The following is a 13,938-nucleotide window of genomic DNA, read 5'->3' on the forward strand; positions in this document are numbered from 1 at the left end:
TAAGCATGTGGAGTGGATTGGGCGGCAAGGACAGCGATGCCACGTTGCGCAAGCTGGAGCAGGAAGCGCAGGCGGCACGGTGGTGCATTCCGTATGTGACGCACCTGAATGCGCACACGCTCAAAACCCTGGACGGCAGCCTGATGCAGGTGTTGCACCTGGGCGGGCTGCCGTTCGATACGGCGGACTCGGACGAGCTCGACATCTTCAAGCGGGTGCGCAACCAACTCTGGAAGACCTTCAGCAACTCCAACTTTGCGCTCTACCACCACTTCGTGCGCCGTCGCCGCCATGTGCTGCCTGAGGGCGATTTCCCCCGCGAAAGCTTCCTGAACGACTTGAACCGGGCCTGGTGCGACCGCCTGGCGCAGCGCCGTCTCTACAGCAACGACATCTACCTGACCCTGGTCTACAAGCCAGGGCAGGGCGTGGCCAAGCGACTCGACCACTTTGCCCGTACCTTGTCCCAACGGCTGGACGACCGCGAGCGGGAAGCGTACGAGATCAAGTCCCTGCAGGCTCTGGACGATGCGATGCGTGCATTGACCGAGGTGTTCAAGCCCTACCTGCCCCGCAGGCTGGGTGTGGCACCCACCAAGGATGGCGTGCCCTGCAGTGAGCTGATGCAGCTGTATGGCTTTCTGATCAATTTGCAGGAGCGCAACTACGCCGTGCCCGACCGGCCCGTGTCAGAGGTGTTGCCGGTGGCCAGGACCATCTTTCGCAACGAAGTGGTGGAGCTTCGCCATACCGCCCGCACGCTCTACGCGGGGATGATCTCGGTCAAGGAATACCCTTCGCAGTCGGCCGCCACGCTGTACGACGGCCTGCTCACGCTGCCCTTCGAGTTCTGCGCCACGCAGTCGTTCCGTTTCGAGGAACGCACGCGCAGCGAGGCCGCCATCAAGCAACAGCGCAACCGCCTGCTGAACGCGGGTGACTCGGGGCAGAGCCAGATCTACGCGCTGGACCTGGCCATGGAGGAAACCAAGGGCGAGGCCGGCTTCGGCCTGCACCACCATTCGTTGCTGGTGTGGGATGAGGACGACACCACCATCGCCCCCCGGCTGGCCGCCATCGACGCGGCGATGGCCGAGCAAGGGGTTACCTGCGTGCGCGAGGACGTCAACCTGGAGGCTGCGTTCTACGCGCAGTTGCCGGGTAACTTCCGCTTCATTGCCCGTGGCGCGCGCATCTCCACCAAGAACTTTGCGTCCTTCGCGAGCTGCCACAACTACCTGGGAGGGCGAGCGAAATCCGTCTGGGGGCCGGCCATCACCGTGCTGCCTACCGCATCGGGCACGGCCTACCACTTCAACCTGCATGTGTCCGACCGGGGCAATACGCTGGTGCTGGGCCCGACTGGCCAGGGCAAGACCCTGACCACCTCGTTCCTGTTTGCCCAGAGCCTGAAACTGGGCGGGCGCCGCGTCTTCCTGGACAAGGACCGCGGCATGGAGATCTTCGTGCGCGCCATCGGCGGCGACTACTTCCGCATCGAAAGCCAGCGGCCTACGGGTTGGAACCCTCTGCAGCTCCCGGACACGCCCACGGCCCGTGGCTTCCTGGTGGACTGGTTCGAGGCCCTGCTGACCGACGAGGGCGGCGAACCCGTGAACACGACCGACCGGCAGCGCATCCGCCAGGTGGTATCCGGAGCCTTCGATCTCGAGCCCGCTTTGCGGCAGCTCTGCCACGTCGCACCCATGTTTGGCAATGCGGAGCAGGACAAGCTGGGCAAGCGGCTGCTGGACTGGTACGACCACCCGCGCTATGGCCGCGGCCAGCACGCCTGGGTGTTCGACAACCCCAAGAATGCGCTGGACATGCAGAACCCGGTCATCGGCTTTGACATGACCTATGTGCTGGACGCCAAGCAGATCCGGCCGGCCGTGCTGACCTGGCTCTTCTACATCGTCGAGACCTTGCTCGACGGGCAGCCCATGGCCATCTTCGCCGACGAGGGCTGGCGCATGCTGGACGACGAGATCGTGGCCCGGCGCATCGAGAACTTCGAGTTCGTGATCCGCAAGAACAACGGTCTCCTGGTGTTCGCCACGCAGACGCCGGAGACCGTGATGCAGTCCCACATCTCGGCTGCGCTCAAGCAGCAATCGGAGACCTTCATCCTGTTTCCCAACCCCAAGGCCGAGGAGGACGTGTACCGCGGCTACCTGGGCCTGAACGCATCGCAGTTCGAGATGATCCGCAACGACCTGCCCATGCGGCCCGGGCGTGGCTGGTTCCTGGTGAAGAACAGCCTGGGCGTGAGCGTCTGCCAGCTCGACATGCAGGGCATGGACGAGCACATCGCGGTGCTGTCGGGGAACAAGAACACGGTGGCCTTGATGGACGAACTGATGGAGTTGCACGGCAGTTCGCCGCAGGCATGGCTGCCGCATTTCAGGACCCGCTACCAGCAAGCATCCGGGGCTGCGGCCTCAGGGGGGCGGTCATGATCTTCTTTGTGCTGGACCGGGTCGATACCGTTCTGCGCGAGGACGTGATTCACGTGGGGTATGAGGCCCTCAGCGATTTCGTGGCGGCACCCCTTCGCAGCGGCATGATATTGCTGGTGATTGCCTACGGCTTCCGCTTCATGAAAGGGAATATCCAGGGGGAGTCGCTGCTGGATGCGGGGTGGCTGGTGGTCAAGATGGCCGTTGTTCTGGAGTTGACCCTGAACTGGCCGCTATTTGACCAATGGGTGCTCTCCATCGTCTGGGACACCTATGGCGGCCTGGCCGGCGCCATGGCCCGCCCGCTCGAAGCAGGGGGTGTCATTCCGGGCGCACCCAAGCTGTTTGCTTTTGCCCTTCATTACGACGCACCCACGTCTACCTGGGTGACCAGGTTTGATGGCGCGGTACTGGACAGAGCGTTCATGGGTCAACTGGAGTCTGCTTACGCCAAGATTGTCGGCATTCCGGACTTCACCACCTTGACGACGATTGACATCCCGATTCCTGGGTCAGGGTTGTTCGGCGGGATCACGATTCCCCTTCCTGTGCCCTTCCCCAACATCATGGGGAACATCGCCGGTGTCATCCAGCTGGTGATGACCATCGTTCTGTACGCCAGCGTGTTCATCGTGCTGTTGCTTTCCCGCCTGGGCTTGACGAGTTGCCTGGCGGTGGCGCCCATCTTCATCGCCCTGGCGCTGTTCAAGCCAACGCGGTCGTACACGGACGCTTGGTTCCGCGGCATGCTGGGTTTCATCCTGACGCCGATGTTGCTGGTGCTGGTGCTGCTGGTCGGGGAGGCCGCCATCAACATCATGGAAACGCACGGAGAGACCGCCTGGAGCGTGACATGGTCGAGTGGAGCGTCGGCAACGCTCAGGCTCTTCGGGCCGATCATCGCCACGCTGCTGCTGTACTACGCCCTGGCCAAGTCCGTGGCGCAGGTGCCGCAGTTTGCCTCGGGTCTGGTGGGGTCGCTGCTGGCCAACCTGGGGGACGACGCTGCCAGAGGGTTGGTCGGGCAGATCCACAAGGGCGTGGACGCCGGCGTGGGAGCGATCAAGGGCGGCGTCATGGGTGCGGCCGGTGGCCCCGCCGGCATCAAGGCTGGCGCCATGAAAGGCGCGGCCAAAGGTTTGGGCGGAGGCTAGCGACATGCCCTCCATGAATACGAGCGAGCCATGGTCGAGATGGCCCACAACACCCTCGTCGAACTTCTAGCCAACAAAGGAACTGCCTATGCCTCCCACTGAGAACGCGGACGGACCGTCGCCGGAGTCGCTCTACTACACCGCGGCAGCTCGCTGGGATGCGGATTTCGTGCGCAGTTCCAAGGTGGCTCGCAACCGGGCCTACCTGTTCGCGGCGGTCAGTTGGCTGCTCACGATCGCTGCATCGCTGGCGATGTTCGTGGTCTTCTCCCGTGAAAAGATCGAGGTGGTGACCATCGCCTACAACGATGCCACGCAGACGGTCCGCCATGTCCGGTACGACGTGGACGACGCACAACGGTTGACCGGCATGGATGCGGTGCGCAAGTTCCACATCAACCAGTGGATCCTGGCGGCGGAGACCTGGAGCGATGCCGACGTCCGTCAACGTGCGGACACGGTGCGGATGTTCGCGGGACCGACGTTGGAGCCCCGGCTGTCTGCGCTCTTCGGTGGCAGTCTTCAGGATCGCTCCATGGGGCCTCGCCTGCGCCGCGCCGTCAAGGTGCACTCGATCTCCTTTCTCAAGGACGGTGTCGCCCACGTGCAGTTCCAGTCCGAGGAGTCTGTCGATGGCCGCGTCACCGGAACCTACGAATGGGCGGCGATCGTCGAGTTCCGCTTCACGCTCAAACCCACGCCCGCGGGTGAACTCCTCAACCCGTTTGGCTTCCAGGTGACCAATTACCGGCGCGACGCCTCCAATGTGCGCACGCCGTGATGCCCGTTCGTTTTCGTCACAACCACCCACTTTTCCAGGGTTCACCATGAAAAAAATCGCTTGCCTTCTTGTTGCTCTGTGCATGGCCTGTGGTGCCCAGGCTTCCGAAAAGCTGTTGCGCAAACCGGCCAAGATCGCGCCGCCGTCGGTGGTTTCGACAGGCGTCGAGAGCAAACCGGTGCGCGTGGACGAGCGCATCCGCATGGTCGCCTACGACCCAGATGCCGTGATCCGTTTGCTGGGGGCCTATGGGTATACCCTGGCGGTGGAATTCGGTGCCGATGAACGCATCGTCGCCGTCTCACTCGGGGACACCGCGGCGTGGCAGGCGGTCACGCGGGAGAACGTGCTGTACCTGAAGCCGCACGAGGACAAGGCCGAGACCAACATGCTGGTGCAGACGACCCGGCGCGCGTACACCTTCAACCTGCTCGCCTTCCAGCCGATGGGCGTGGACGACGGTCGCCTCACCTACCGCGTGCGGTTCCGGTATCCGCAGGACGAGGCGCGGCAGCTGGAAGTGCAGACCCAGGTTGCCACGGAGGCCGCCGTTCGCGAGGCCCGGACCACGGTCGGGGCTGGCACCGGGTTGTCCATCGGGCAGACCCCGCAGGCGCGGCGCAAGTCGCCCACGCAATGGAACTTCAGCTACTCCTTCAAAGGCTCGCGTGTGGCCGCGCCGCTGCAGGTGCTGGACGACGGCGAGTTCACCTACCTGCGCTTCGCCCACTACGAGAGCGTGCCTGCCGTGTTCGAGGTGGACACCCAGAAGAAAGAAACCCTGGCCAATTTCCGGCGCGAAGGCGAATGGCTGGTCATCGAGAAGGTCACGCGCCAACTGGTGTTCCGGCTGTCGGGCAACGCCGAGATCGCCTGTGTCTTCAACGATGCCTATCCAGAACGCCCGGAAAGCAGCCTGAAGGAGCGGTGAACCTGCGCAGGCAGACATCCCTGCTTCGGCCATCGGTTGCTTTTTTGGAGGACGGAACACCATGCAGACAGAAGACGAATTTCCACGTGAGCAAGGGCCCTTGTCGGCGCCACGAGAGCCCATCAACAAAGCAGTAAGGCGCAAGCCCGCCCTTCTGGGCAGGCTGGTCTGGCCCTTGGTGCTGCTGGCCACCGGTGTGATCCTCTACATGGTTTTCACATCCGGCGGCCGCAAGGATGAAAAGGCGGTCGCGTTGCCCGAGCCCGAGTTGCGGCCGGTGCCGCGCACGTCGCCGCCACCATCCCCGCAGCCTGTGGAGCCTGTGTTCAAACCCGTTCCCGTCGCCGCGCCGGCGGCGTCGGCCGCGGTACCCCCCCTGCCGCCCGGGACGGTCCTGCCACCGGTCGAACCCGCGGTGAAGGCCACCGCAGTGCCGCAGGACTCGGCGGCCCGGGATACCCGGCGCGAGCGCCGCATGGCGCCGCTGATGGTCTCAGGTTCTGACGGCGCGGCCGCGTCGGCACCACCGTCGAAGGATGCCGGGGTGGCATCTGGTGCTCCGCTGGTCGCGCCGATGCCGGTCCCTGCCGCATCGATGCCTGCCGCGGAGGATCCGAACGCCGTGGTCGCGGACAGCCATCCCGCCGTACTGGAAGAAGCCAGATCGGCACTGGAGATGCAAATCCTGGAAGGCAAGATGATCCCCGCCGTCCTGGAGACGGCCATCCACACGGATCTGCAGGGGGCCGCGCGCGCCATGGTGGACGAGGATGTCTATGGCGAGACCGGCCGCATGGTCGTGATCCCGAGGATGTCGCGCCTGGTTGGACGGTACCGGAAGGACGTCCGCCCGGGACAGACGCGGGTGCTGGTGATGTGGCAACGCGTCATCCTGCCCGATGGCCGGAGCCTGAAGATCATGAGTCCTGGCACCGATGGCCTGGGCCGCAGTGGCATGTCCGGCGAGGTCGACAACCACTTCATGGAGCGCTTTGGCGCTGCTTTCCTGATCTCCATGTTGGGTCTGGCGGCAGAGACCGCTGCCGACAGCGCATCCTCAGATCGGAATGGCTCGGTGGTTGTCTGGGGGAGCGAGTCGCGCAGCCAGTCGCTCAAAGGCTTGAACTCGACCGTCGAGGGTGTTCTCAAGGCGCAGGAGAACGTCGGCCCCACGATCCAGATTCCACAGGGCAGCCGTGTCCGGATTCTCGTGGCGCGTGACCTGGATCTCTCCAAGGTGGCGCTGCCGCGCTGAACACCCATGAGCACCGCCGCCCTGCTCTCCTACCTGGCGCCGCTCAAGCCTTTGCTGGACAGCGCGCACATCGAGGAGATCATCGTCAACCGGCCGCGCGAGGTGTACGTCGAGTCCGGTGGTGCCTGGGTGCCGCTCGAGATTCCCGAGTTTGACCAGCGGCGGCTGACGCAACTGGCCGATCTGATCGCCACCTACTCGCACCAGACGGTGGGCGCGCGCCAACCCCTGCTGTCGGCCCAACTGCCAGAGGGCCAACGCGTGCAGGTGGTCATGCCGCCGGGCTGCCTGCCGGAGATGTTCGGGCTGGCGATCCGCCTGCCGTCCCAGAAACGCTTCTCGCTGGATGACCTGGCGCGCAGCGGATCGCTGCGGATGCGGTCAGAGGGCCACGGGACCTCGGAGCAGAGCGACGCCGAACTCACGGCCATGCTGGATGGCGGGGATCTCGTCGGGTTCCTGCAAGGGGCGGTCCGTTTGCGCAAGAACATCCTGATCTCGGGCGGCACGTCCACCGGCAAGACCACCACCATGCGTGCCCTGACCGACGAGATGCGCAGCGACGAGCGCATCGTGACCATCGAGGACGTGCCCGAGATCTCGCTGTCCCAGCACAACAAGCTCTCGCTGATCGCCAGCAAAGGTGGCCAGGGCGTGGCGAAGGTCGGAGTGACCGATCTTCTGGAGGCCAGCATGCGGCTGCGGCCGGACCGCATTCTCCTCGGTGAGATCCGCGGCGCGGAGGCGGCCGATTTCCTGGAGCTGATCAACTCGGGGCACCCCGGCTCCATATCCACCATCCATGCGGACAGTCCGCGCCTGTGCTTTGAACGCCTGTGCTTCATGGTCAAGCGGCGCGAAGGTTTCCAGGCCATGAGCGGTCCCGCCCTGCTGGCCTACATCCAGTCGGTGATCGACGTGGTGATCCAGTTCAAGCGGTTTGACAACGGTTTCCGGGGTGTGACGCAGGTGTGGTTTGGTCCCCGCGACCGGCTCAGCGCGCCAGGTCCGGAGATCACCTGACGAGAGAGAGGCACTGCCATGCGGCTGTTCTGGTTGGCGCTGGGTGGCCTCCTGTGTGGCACGGTGTTGAGCACTGGCCTCTGGATGACCTGGGTGGCTGCGGCTTTCGAGCTCAAGCCCCCCATGGGTGCGAATCTCAAGGCCGCGGCCATGCTGGCGTTCAGCGCGTCCAACCTGCTGCCCATCACCATCGGCAGCCTGGCGGTGGGCTACGGTCTCAGTCTGGTGGGCGTCTGGTTGGCCTGGCTGCTGGGCAACCCTCACATGAAACCTTCGCGTCATGTGCGCGGCGCCACCTTTGCTTCGGTGCCGGTGCTCAAGCGCATGACCAACGAACAGACGGTGCGCAACCGCTTTCTGCGCGTGAAAGCGGCTTTCCAGTTCGCGCACGAGAAGCCGGGTCCGGCGCAGATCTGGCGCGATTTCTGGCGCCACGTGCCGCAAGCCACCGTGGGCGGTGTGCCCATTCCTGTCGCGGTGGAGCCGCTGCACATGCTGGTCGCGGGCACCACCGGAGCGGGCAAGTCCCAGGCCATCAAGGAGATTCTCGCCGGTGCGGTGAAGCGGGGTGACCGTGTGCTGGTCGTGGACCCGAATGGCGACTACTACTCCATCTTTGCCCGGCCCGGCGACCTCGTGCTCAATCCCTTCGACCGCCGCACGCCGGGCTGGTCCATCTTCAACGAGATCCGCTCCACCTACGACTGCGAGCGCTTCGCCCGCAGCGTGGTGCCGGACGGTACGGGTGACATGCGCGAATGGAACGGGTATGCCCAGTTCCTGCTCAAGGAGGTGATGAACAAGCTCTGGTCACAGGGCTGCCGCGAGACCAGCGTGCTCATCAAGTTCGTCTGCGAACTGCCCATTCCCACGCTGGGTGAGTACATGGCCGACACAGCCGCCGCGTCGATGTTCAGCGAAGGTGCCGAAAAGACCATGGGTTCCACGCGTTTCATCGCCACCAAGCACCTCGGTCCCCACAAGCACATGCCCCAGGGGGACTTCTCGCTGCGCGACTGGCTGGAACAGGCGTCCGGCAATCTCTACATCACCTGGCGCGAGGACATGGCCGATGCCCTGCGTTCGCTCATTTCCACCTGGTTCGACGTCGTCATCACGGCCACCCTGTCCGCGCCGGTCCATGGGCCGCCACGCCCGACCTGGTTCGTCTGCGATGAACTGGCCTCGCTGGAGAAGCTCAGCAGCCTGGAGGCCGGGCTGACGAAGGGGCGCAAGCACGGCGCGCGCTTTCTCTGCGGCATCCAGTCGACCGCGCAGCTCGATGACCTGTACGGCAAGGAGAAGGCGGTCACGCTGCGCAGCTGCTTTCGCAACCTGCTCTTCCTCAATATTCCGCATACCGATCCGGCAACGGCCGAGGAACTGAGCAAAGGCGTGGGCGAAATGGAGTTCGTTCGCAAGGAAACCCAGCGTTCGGTAGGCTGGTCGCTGAAGAACAGTTCGCGGACCATCTCGCGCCGCAACGTCACGGAGAAAGCGTTGTTGCCCAGCCAGATCCAGGACCTGCCCAACCTCAAGGCCTATGTGTCGTTCGCCGGGGACTATCCCATCACCAAGCTGTCGCTGGCTTCGCACCTGTTCCCCAAGATCGGCGTGCCCTTCGAGGCGCGGCTGGAGGCGCCGCCCGCCGACCCCGTCATGTCGTCGACGTACGCGTCCGGCACGTCATAGCCAGTACTCCCACAGGCGCGAAAACCCTTCCAGGAAGCGCAGGTCGAGCGGCCGGCGCTGCCATTGCGCCAGCGTGATTTCCTGCGAGGCGGCCAGGTCGCGCTCGAACATCGCCTGCACCTGCGCTCCGAAGTCGGCTCCCAGGATCACGGCATTGAGCTCGTGGTTGTGCAGGAAGCTGCGCCAGTCCAGGTTGGTGGAGCCCACCGTGGCCCAGACGCCGTCGATGAGGCCCGTCTTGGAGTGCAGCACCACGCCCTGGCGTTCGAAGAGGCGCACACCTGCCCGCAGCAGACGTTCGTAGTGCGCACGGCCCGCGTGGAACACCAGCCAGGAATCTGTCTTGCTGGGCAGGATGAGCCGCACGTCCACGCCGCGCCCGGCAGCGGCCTCCAGCGCGGCCAGCAGTTGCGGGTCGGGCGCGAAGTAGGCGTTGGTCAGGTAGACGCTGCTTTCCGCGCTGCCGATGGCCGAGAGCAAGGTGGCGTAGATCTGGCTGAAGGGTTCTTCGGGCGAACTGCCGATGGCCCGCACCACGTCATTGCCCATCTTGCGCGGCGTGGGGAAATGCTCGCCGGGCGCCATGGGATCGCCCTTCTGCGCCGCCCAGGTGGCGAGGAACAGTTTCTGGAACTCGGCCACCACCGGCCCTTCGATCTGCACGTCGGTGTCGCGCCAGGCCTCCTCGCCATGCAAGGCACCGCGGGAGAAACCACCGCCGAGCGAACCGCTGGTGTAGACGCCGCTGATGTTGATGCCACCCAGGAAGGCGATGCGCCCGTCCACGATGAGCAGCTTGCGGTGATCGCGCTCGTTGAGCTCCCATTCCTTGCGCGCCAAGGCGGGGTTGACGGGGTTGAACTCCAGCACCCTGACCCCTGCGTCGCTCAGGCGCTGGAAGAACGCGGCAGGTGTGTTGAGCGTACCGACGCTGTCGCGGATCAGGTGCACCTGCACGCCCTGGCGTTGCCGGTCGATGAGGGCCTGGGCAAAACGCTGTCCGACCTCGTCGTCGTCCAGGATGTAGGTCTCCATGTGCACATGGTCGCGGGCCGACTCGATGGCCGCGAGCATTGCCTGGTAGGTGGCCGGGCCGTCCTGCAGCAGGCGCACTTTGTTGCCCGTGATCAGCGGGCTGCCGACGATGGCTTCTTCCAGGGCCAGATGCCGGGCGAAGATGCCGGAGTCCTGGCCACTGGCTCGCAGCCGGTCGAGCACCGCCTTGCTTTGCGAGGCCGTGAGCGGCCCACGCGCGCCCTCCATCTGCACCGGCCGCTGAGGCAGGCGGGTGGCCAGGTCCGGCACCACCACGGGCAGGCTTTTGCAGCCGGCGAGCCCGAGCAGGCAGGCCAGCAGCACCAGGATCAGCGTGGGCAGGCCTCTGGCGCCGCGTGCCAGGGGCTTGCGTGGGTGGGGTACTTCCATTCAGAGCTTCCAGGACGCCGGAAGAATACCCCCGACTGGAGCACAGGTCGCGTCCGGAGTGTTACTGAAAATATCAGACCATTGTGACATTGGACATATTTTCCTTTACGATACCTCGTTGTTGAAAAATCAACCTAACAGGGTTTGAGGCGGTGGAGATACCCCGTCTTGGATTCGCCGATCCGCCCGATCGAACCGTTACGAAGGAGACCTTTCATGCTCGACCGCCGAACCCTCATCAAGGCCGCCGCCGCCAGCGTGGCCGCCCCTGCGTTGCCCGCTCTGGCCCAGAACGTGACCACGTTGCGCGTGCACACCTTCGTGCCGGCCACGTCCAATGTCTGGAGCCGCGTGATCGTGCCCTGGATGAAGAAGATGGAAACGGAGTCGGGTGGCCGACTCAAGTTCGAGGGCTATGCCTCCATGCAGCTTGGTGGCACGCCGCCCCAGCTCTTTGACCAGGCGCGCGACGGCGTGGTCGACATGGCCTGGTCGCTGGCTGGCTACACGCCAGGCCGTTTCCCGCGCTCGGAGGTGTTCGAGCTGCCGTTCTTCACCTACGACGGCGAGGGGTCGTCCAAGGCCGCCTGGGAGTACCTCACCACCCAGGCCGCCGACGAATTCAAGGAGGTCAAGGTGCTGGCCTTCCACACCCATGGCCTGAACATCCTGCACAACAAGCGCCGCGCCGTCACCAAGGCGGCCGACCTGCGTGGCCTGAAGATGCGCGGCCCGACCCGCATCGCCACGCAGATTCTCAGCGCCGTGGGCGCGACGCCCGTGGGCATGCCTCTGCCCCAGATTCCGGACGCCTTGTCCAAGGGCGTGATTGACGGCGCCATCCTGCCGTGGGACACCGTGCCTGCCGGCAAGCTGGATCAGCTCACCAACTTCCACACCGAGTTCGCCAAGGGCATGCCCGGTTTCAACAACAGCATCCAGTTCATGGTCATGAACCGGGCCCGCTACGACTCGCTGCCACCGGATCTCCAGAAAGTCATCGACAACAACGCAGGCCTGGAGACGTCGGGCATGTACGGCCGGGTGATCGCCGAGTACGACCCGGTGGTTCGCAAGGCGGTGGTGGATCGCGGCAACACCGTTAGCGTGATGGGCCGTGCCGAGACCGAAGAGTTCATCAAGCTTTGCGACCCCATCGTGAGCCAGTGGGTGGACGATATGAACCGCAAGGGACTGGACGGCAAGAAGCTGCTCGATGCCGGCCGTTCCCTGATCCAGAAGTACCGCCCCAAGGCCTGAGCGCTGGCGGTTCCTGCGGCGCTTTCTTTTTTCGGACCGGCTCAGGGAGCGGCGGCCGCTGCGCGCAGGAAGGCGTCGTTCTCCGCCTGCGTGCCGACCGTCACGCGCAGGCAACCCTGCAGACCGTGCAGGCGGTCCTGTCGCCGCACCAGCACACCCTGTGTGAGCAGCGCGTCGAAGGCGCGCTGCGCATCGGGTGTTCGCACCAGCAGGAAATTGGCCTGTGAGGGCATGACCTGCCAGGTCGGGTGCGAGCGCAGCGCCTGGGTCATGCGTTCGCGCTCCCGCAGCGTGTGGGCGACGCGCTCGCGCACATAGTCCGGGTGCTCCAGCGCCACCAAGGTGCTGACGGTCTGCAGCACCGATACGCCAAACGGCGGCACCAGCTTGCGAAGCTGCCGTGCCACGTCGTCGCTGGCCAGCGCATAGCCCATGCGCAGGCCCGCCAGGCCCCAGGCCTTGGAGAAGGTGCGCAGCAGCAGCACGTGCGGATGGCGGCACGCCAGGTCACGGGCATCGCCATCGGCAAAGTGGTGGTAGGCCTCGTCGATCACCAGCAGCCAGCCCTCACTGGCCTGCGCCAGCGCCTCCAGTTCGCCGAGTTCGCACAGCGCCCCGGTGGGGGCGTGCGGCCGGGGCAGGAAGATCACGCCGCCCCGTGTGGGTGGTTCGGCCAGTGCCGTCCGCAGGCCGTCCATGTCGAGCGAGAAGTCGGGTTTGAGGGGGACTTCGGTGAGCGCGGCACCCAGCAGGCCCGCGTCCAGACCATAGAGCGAGAAGTTGGGCTTGACCGTGAGCACGCGTGCGCCCATGCCGGCCAGTTGAACCAGCAAGGCGATGAGCACATTGCTGCCGGTGGTGACCACCGTTCCCCTGGGGGACCAGCTCTCGTGGCGCGCGACCGCTTCGCACAGGGCCTCGGCGTTGAGGTCGGTGTAGCGGTGCCAGGGCAGGTCGCGCAGGCGCTGCAGCGCCAGCTCCTTGAGCTCCGCCGGGAAGTCGGCAAAGGACTCGTTCTGGTCGAGCTTGACCGGCGCATCGATGGCGTGGAAGGGGTAGTCGGGGCTGGCCGCAACAGCGGGTCGGATGGGCAATGGCATGGGGCCATTGTCGCCTTGCATGTTCGACGTCAGGTGGGTGCCGCCGCCGCGGCGGGGCTGGGGCCGGTCAGTGTGAGCAGGATGTCGGCGTACCAGGCGCAGTTCAGGCCCAGGGACTCGTCCAGCACCTGGTCGCGGTTGCCCATGTCGAGTCGGGCCGAATGCACGCCCAGCAGTTTCCAGGGCAGCGCGGCCGTGGCCAGGCTGGGTGCCGCATCGCGCATCACCACCGGGGCGCCGCTGATGCCGCGGTGCGTGCGCGCGTCGGTGAGGAAGTAGCCCTCGCCCTGGAAGCGCACGCCGAAGGGCGATGCGATCACCGCGTGGCGCAGCACCGGCAGGTGGTGGCGCGCGTCGTGAAACCCCAGGGGAAAACCCACCACCAGCAGCGAGGTGTCTGCCGGCACCGCCGAATAGGCCGTCTGCAGGTGCGACGGTGTGAAGGCGCGGACGATGGCACCGGGCGGCAGGGCCGCCCGTTCGAGGGCCAGCACCGCCACGTCGATTTCGCCACCGCTGTCGCGGCCCTGGCGCCAGGTGGCGACGCCATCGGCGTACAGCGGCACCGAGAAGCCTGTGGTCTGAGTGAGATCGGCCGCGTCCAGGTGCAGGGTCACTTCGATGCGGTCGGGCTGGTGGCCGCTGTCTTCGTCGATCACCACATGCCGGCTGGTGACGAGGTGGAGGCGGCCTTCGCGTTCGAAGAAGAAGCCGCTGGCGTTGGTGAGCGCACGGTCGCCCAGGAAGGTGGCCACCTTGGGTGCGGCCAGGAACAGCGGATCGACGGGAGCGGGCGAGGTGATCGTGGTCATGGCGGCAGTTTGGCAGGTTTTCCGGATGCAGGCCGGGGTGGCATCA

Annotated in this window: 11 protein-coding genes; 8 read left to right on the forward strand and 3 right to left on the reverse strand. The window is 65.5% G+C overall.

From position 1 onward, the window contains the following. The first annotated feature begins 5 nt into the window (after nucleotides 1–5). From KIT53_RS10940 to KIT53_RS10970, 7 genes are all read left to right on the forward strand, one after another. Nucleotides 6–2,459 (forward strand): hypothetical protein, encoded by a 2,454-nt coding sequence (locus KIT53_RS10940; protein WP_297752045.1) that lies wholly within the window; start codon nucleotides 6–8, stop codon nucleotides 2,457–2,459. Further along, entirely contained in the window at nucleotides 2,390–3,613 is a 1,224-nt protein-coding gene (locus KIT53_RS10945; RefSeq protein WP_297752047.1) for a type IV secretion system protein, read from the forward strand. The genes KIT53_RS10940 and KIT53_RS10945 overlap by 70 nt, the downstream gene beginning before the upstream one ends. 88 nt (nucleotides 3,614–3,701) lie before the next feature. After that, a complete protein-coding gene (locus KIT53_RS10950) occupies nucleotides 3,702–4,394 on the forward strand; it encodes a type IV secretion system protein (RefSeq protein WP_297752050.1) in 693 nt (230 codons plus the stop codon). A gap of 82 nt (nucleotides 4,395–4,476) precedes the next feature. Then, nucleotides 4,477–5,325 (forward strand): TrbG/VirB9 family P-type conjugative transfer protein, encoded by an 849-nt coding sequence (locus KIT53_RS10955; RefSeq protein ID WP_297752053.1) that lies wholly within the window; start codon nucleotides 4,477–4,479, stop codon nucleotides 5,323–5,325. A 178-nt stretch (nucleotides 5,326–5,503) separates the two neighbouring features. Beyond that, the gene (locus tag KIT53_RS10960; protein ID WP_297752258.1) at nucleotides 5,504–6,580 is read left to right on the forward strand and encodes a TrbI/VirB10 family protein; all 1,077 of its coding nucleotides are present in this window, start codon (nucleotides 5,504–5,506) and stop codon (nucleotides 6,578–6,580) included. Nucleotides 6,581–6,586: 6 nt separating this feature from the next. Continuing rightward, on the forward strand, nucleotides 6,587–7,603 hold the full coding sequence (virB11, locus tag KIT53_RS10965) for a P-type DNA transfer ATPase VirB11 (RefSeq protein ID WP_297752056.1): 1,017 nt from the start codon (nucleotides 6,587–6,589) through the stop codon (nucleotides 7,601–7,603). Nucleotides 7,604–7,621: 18 nt separating this feature from the next. Next, on the forward strand, nucleotides 7,622–9,295 hold the full coding sequence (locus KIT53_RS10970; protein WP_297752059.1) for a type IV secretion system DNA-binding domain-containing protein: 1,674 nt from the start codon (nucleotides 7,622–7,624) through the stop codon (nucleotides 9,293–9,295). Here the strand turns inward: KIT53_RS10970 and cls are convergent. Further along, complete coding sequence (gene cls / locus KIT53_RS10975) at nucleotides 9,290–10,720, reverse strand: cardiolipin synthase (RefSeq protein WP_297752062.1); 1,431 nt, start codon at nucleotides 10,718–10,720, stop codon at nucleotides 9,290–9,292. The two genes, KIT53_RS10970 and cls, sit on opposite strands and share 6 nt — an antisense overlap. 216 nt (nucleotides 10,721–10,936) lie before the next feature. Here cls and KIT53_RS10980 point away from each other — a divergent pair, with 216 nt between their 5' ends. Next, nucleotides 10,937–11,980: a TRAP transporter substrate-binding protein gene (locus KIT53_RS10980; protein WP_297752065.1), complete on the forward strand. Its 1,044-nt coding sequence runs from the start codon at nucleotides 10,937–10,939 to the stop codon at nucleotides 11,978–11,980. 41 nt (nucleotides 11,981–12,021) lie between these two features. On the opposite strand, the gene KIT53_RS10985 is transcribed toward KIT53_RS10980, so the two are convergent. Next, the gene (locus KIT53_RS10985) at nucleotides 12,022–13,080 is read right to left on the reverse strand and encodes a histidinol-phosphate transaminase (RefSeq protein ID WP_297752068.1); all 1,059 of its coding nucleotides are present in this window, start codon (nucleotides 13,078–13,080) and stop codon (nucleotides 12,022–12,024) included. A 29-nt stretch (nucleotides 13,081–13,109) separates the two neighbouring features. Then, complete coding sequence (locus KIT53_RS10990) at nucleotides 13,110–13,892, reverse strand: trypsin-like peptidase domain-containing protein (RefSeq protein ID WP_297752071.1); 783 nt, start codon at nucleotides 13,890–13,892, stop codon at nucleotides 13,110–13,112. Between the last annotated feature and the right edge of the window lie 46 nt (nucleotides 13,893–13,938).

It is taken from the genome of Hydrogenophaga sp., assembly GCF_026125785.1.
In the GTDB taxonomy this organism is placed as follows: domain Bacteria; phylum Pseudomonadota; class Gammaproteobacteria; order Burkholderiales; family Burkholderiaceae_C; genus Hydrogenophaga.

Coding starts and splice junctions, on each gene's coding strand:
- KIT53_RS10945 (WP_297752047.1), top strand. CDS start 2,390: ATGGCTGCCGCATTTCAGGACCCGCTACCAGCAAGCATCCGGGGCTGC.
- cls (WP_297752062.1), bottom strand. CDS start 10,720: ATGGAAGTACCCCACCCACGCAAGCCCCTGGCACGCGGCGCCAGAGGC.
- KIT53_RS10990 (WP_297752071.1), bottom strand. CDS start 13,892: ATGACCACGATCACCTCGCCCGCTCCCGTCGATCCGCTGTTCCTGGCC.
- KIT53_RS10950 (WP_297752050.1), top strand. CDS start 3,702: ATGCCTCCCACTGAGAACGCGGACGGACCGTCGCCGGAGTCGCTCTAC.
- KIT53_RS10955 (WP_297752053.1), top strand. CDS start 4,477: ATGGCCTGTGGTGCCCAGGCTTCCGAAAAGCTGTTGCGCAAACCGGCC.
- virB11 (WP_297752056.1), top strand. CDS start 6,587: ATGAGCACCGCCGCCCTGCTCTCCTACCTGGCGCCGCTCAAGCCTTTG.
- KIT53_RS10985 (WP_297752068.1), bottom strand. CDS start 13,080: ATGCCATTGCCCATCCGACCCGCTGTTGCGGCCAGCCCCGACTACCCC.
- KIT53_RS10940 (WP_297752045.1), top strand. CDS start 6: ATGTGGAGTGGATTGGGCGGCAAGGACAGCGATGCCACGTTGCGCAAG.
- KIT53_RS10980 (WP_297752065.1), top strand. CDS start 10,937: ATGCTCGACCGCCGAACCCTCATCAAGGCCGCCGCCGCCAGCGTGGCC.
- KIT53_RS10970 (WP_297752059.1), top strand. CDS start 7,622: ATGCGGCTGTTCTGGTTGGCGCTGGGTGGCCTCCTGTGTGGCACGGTG.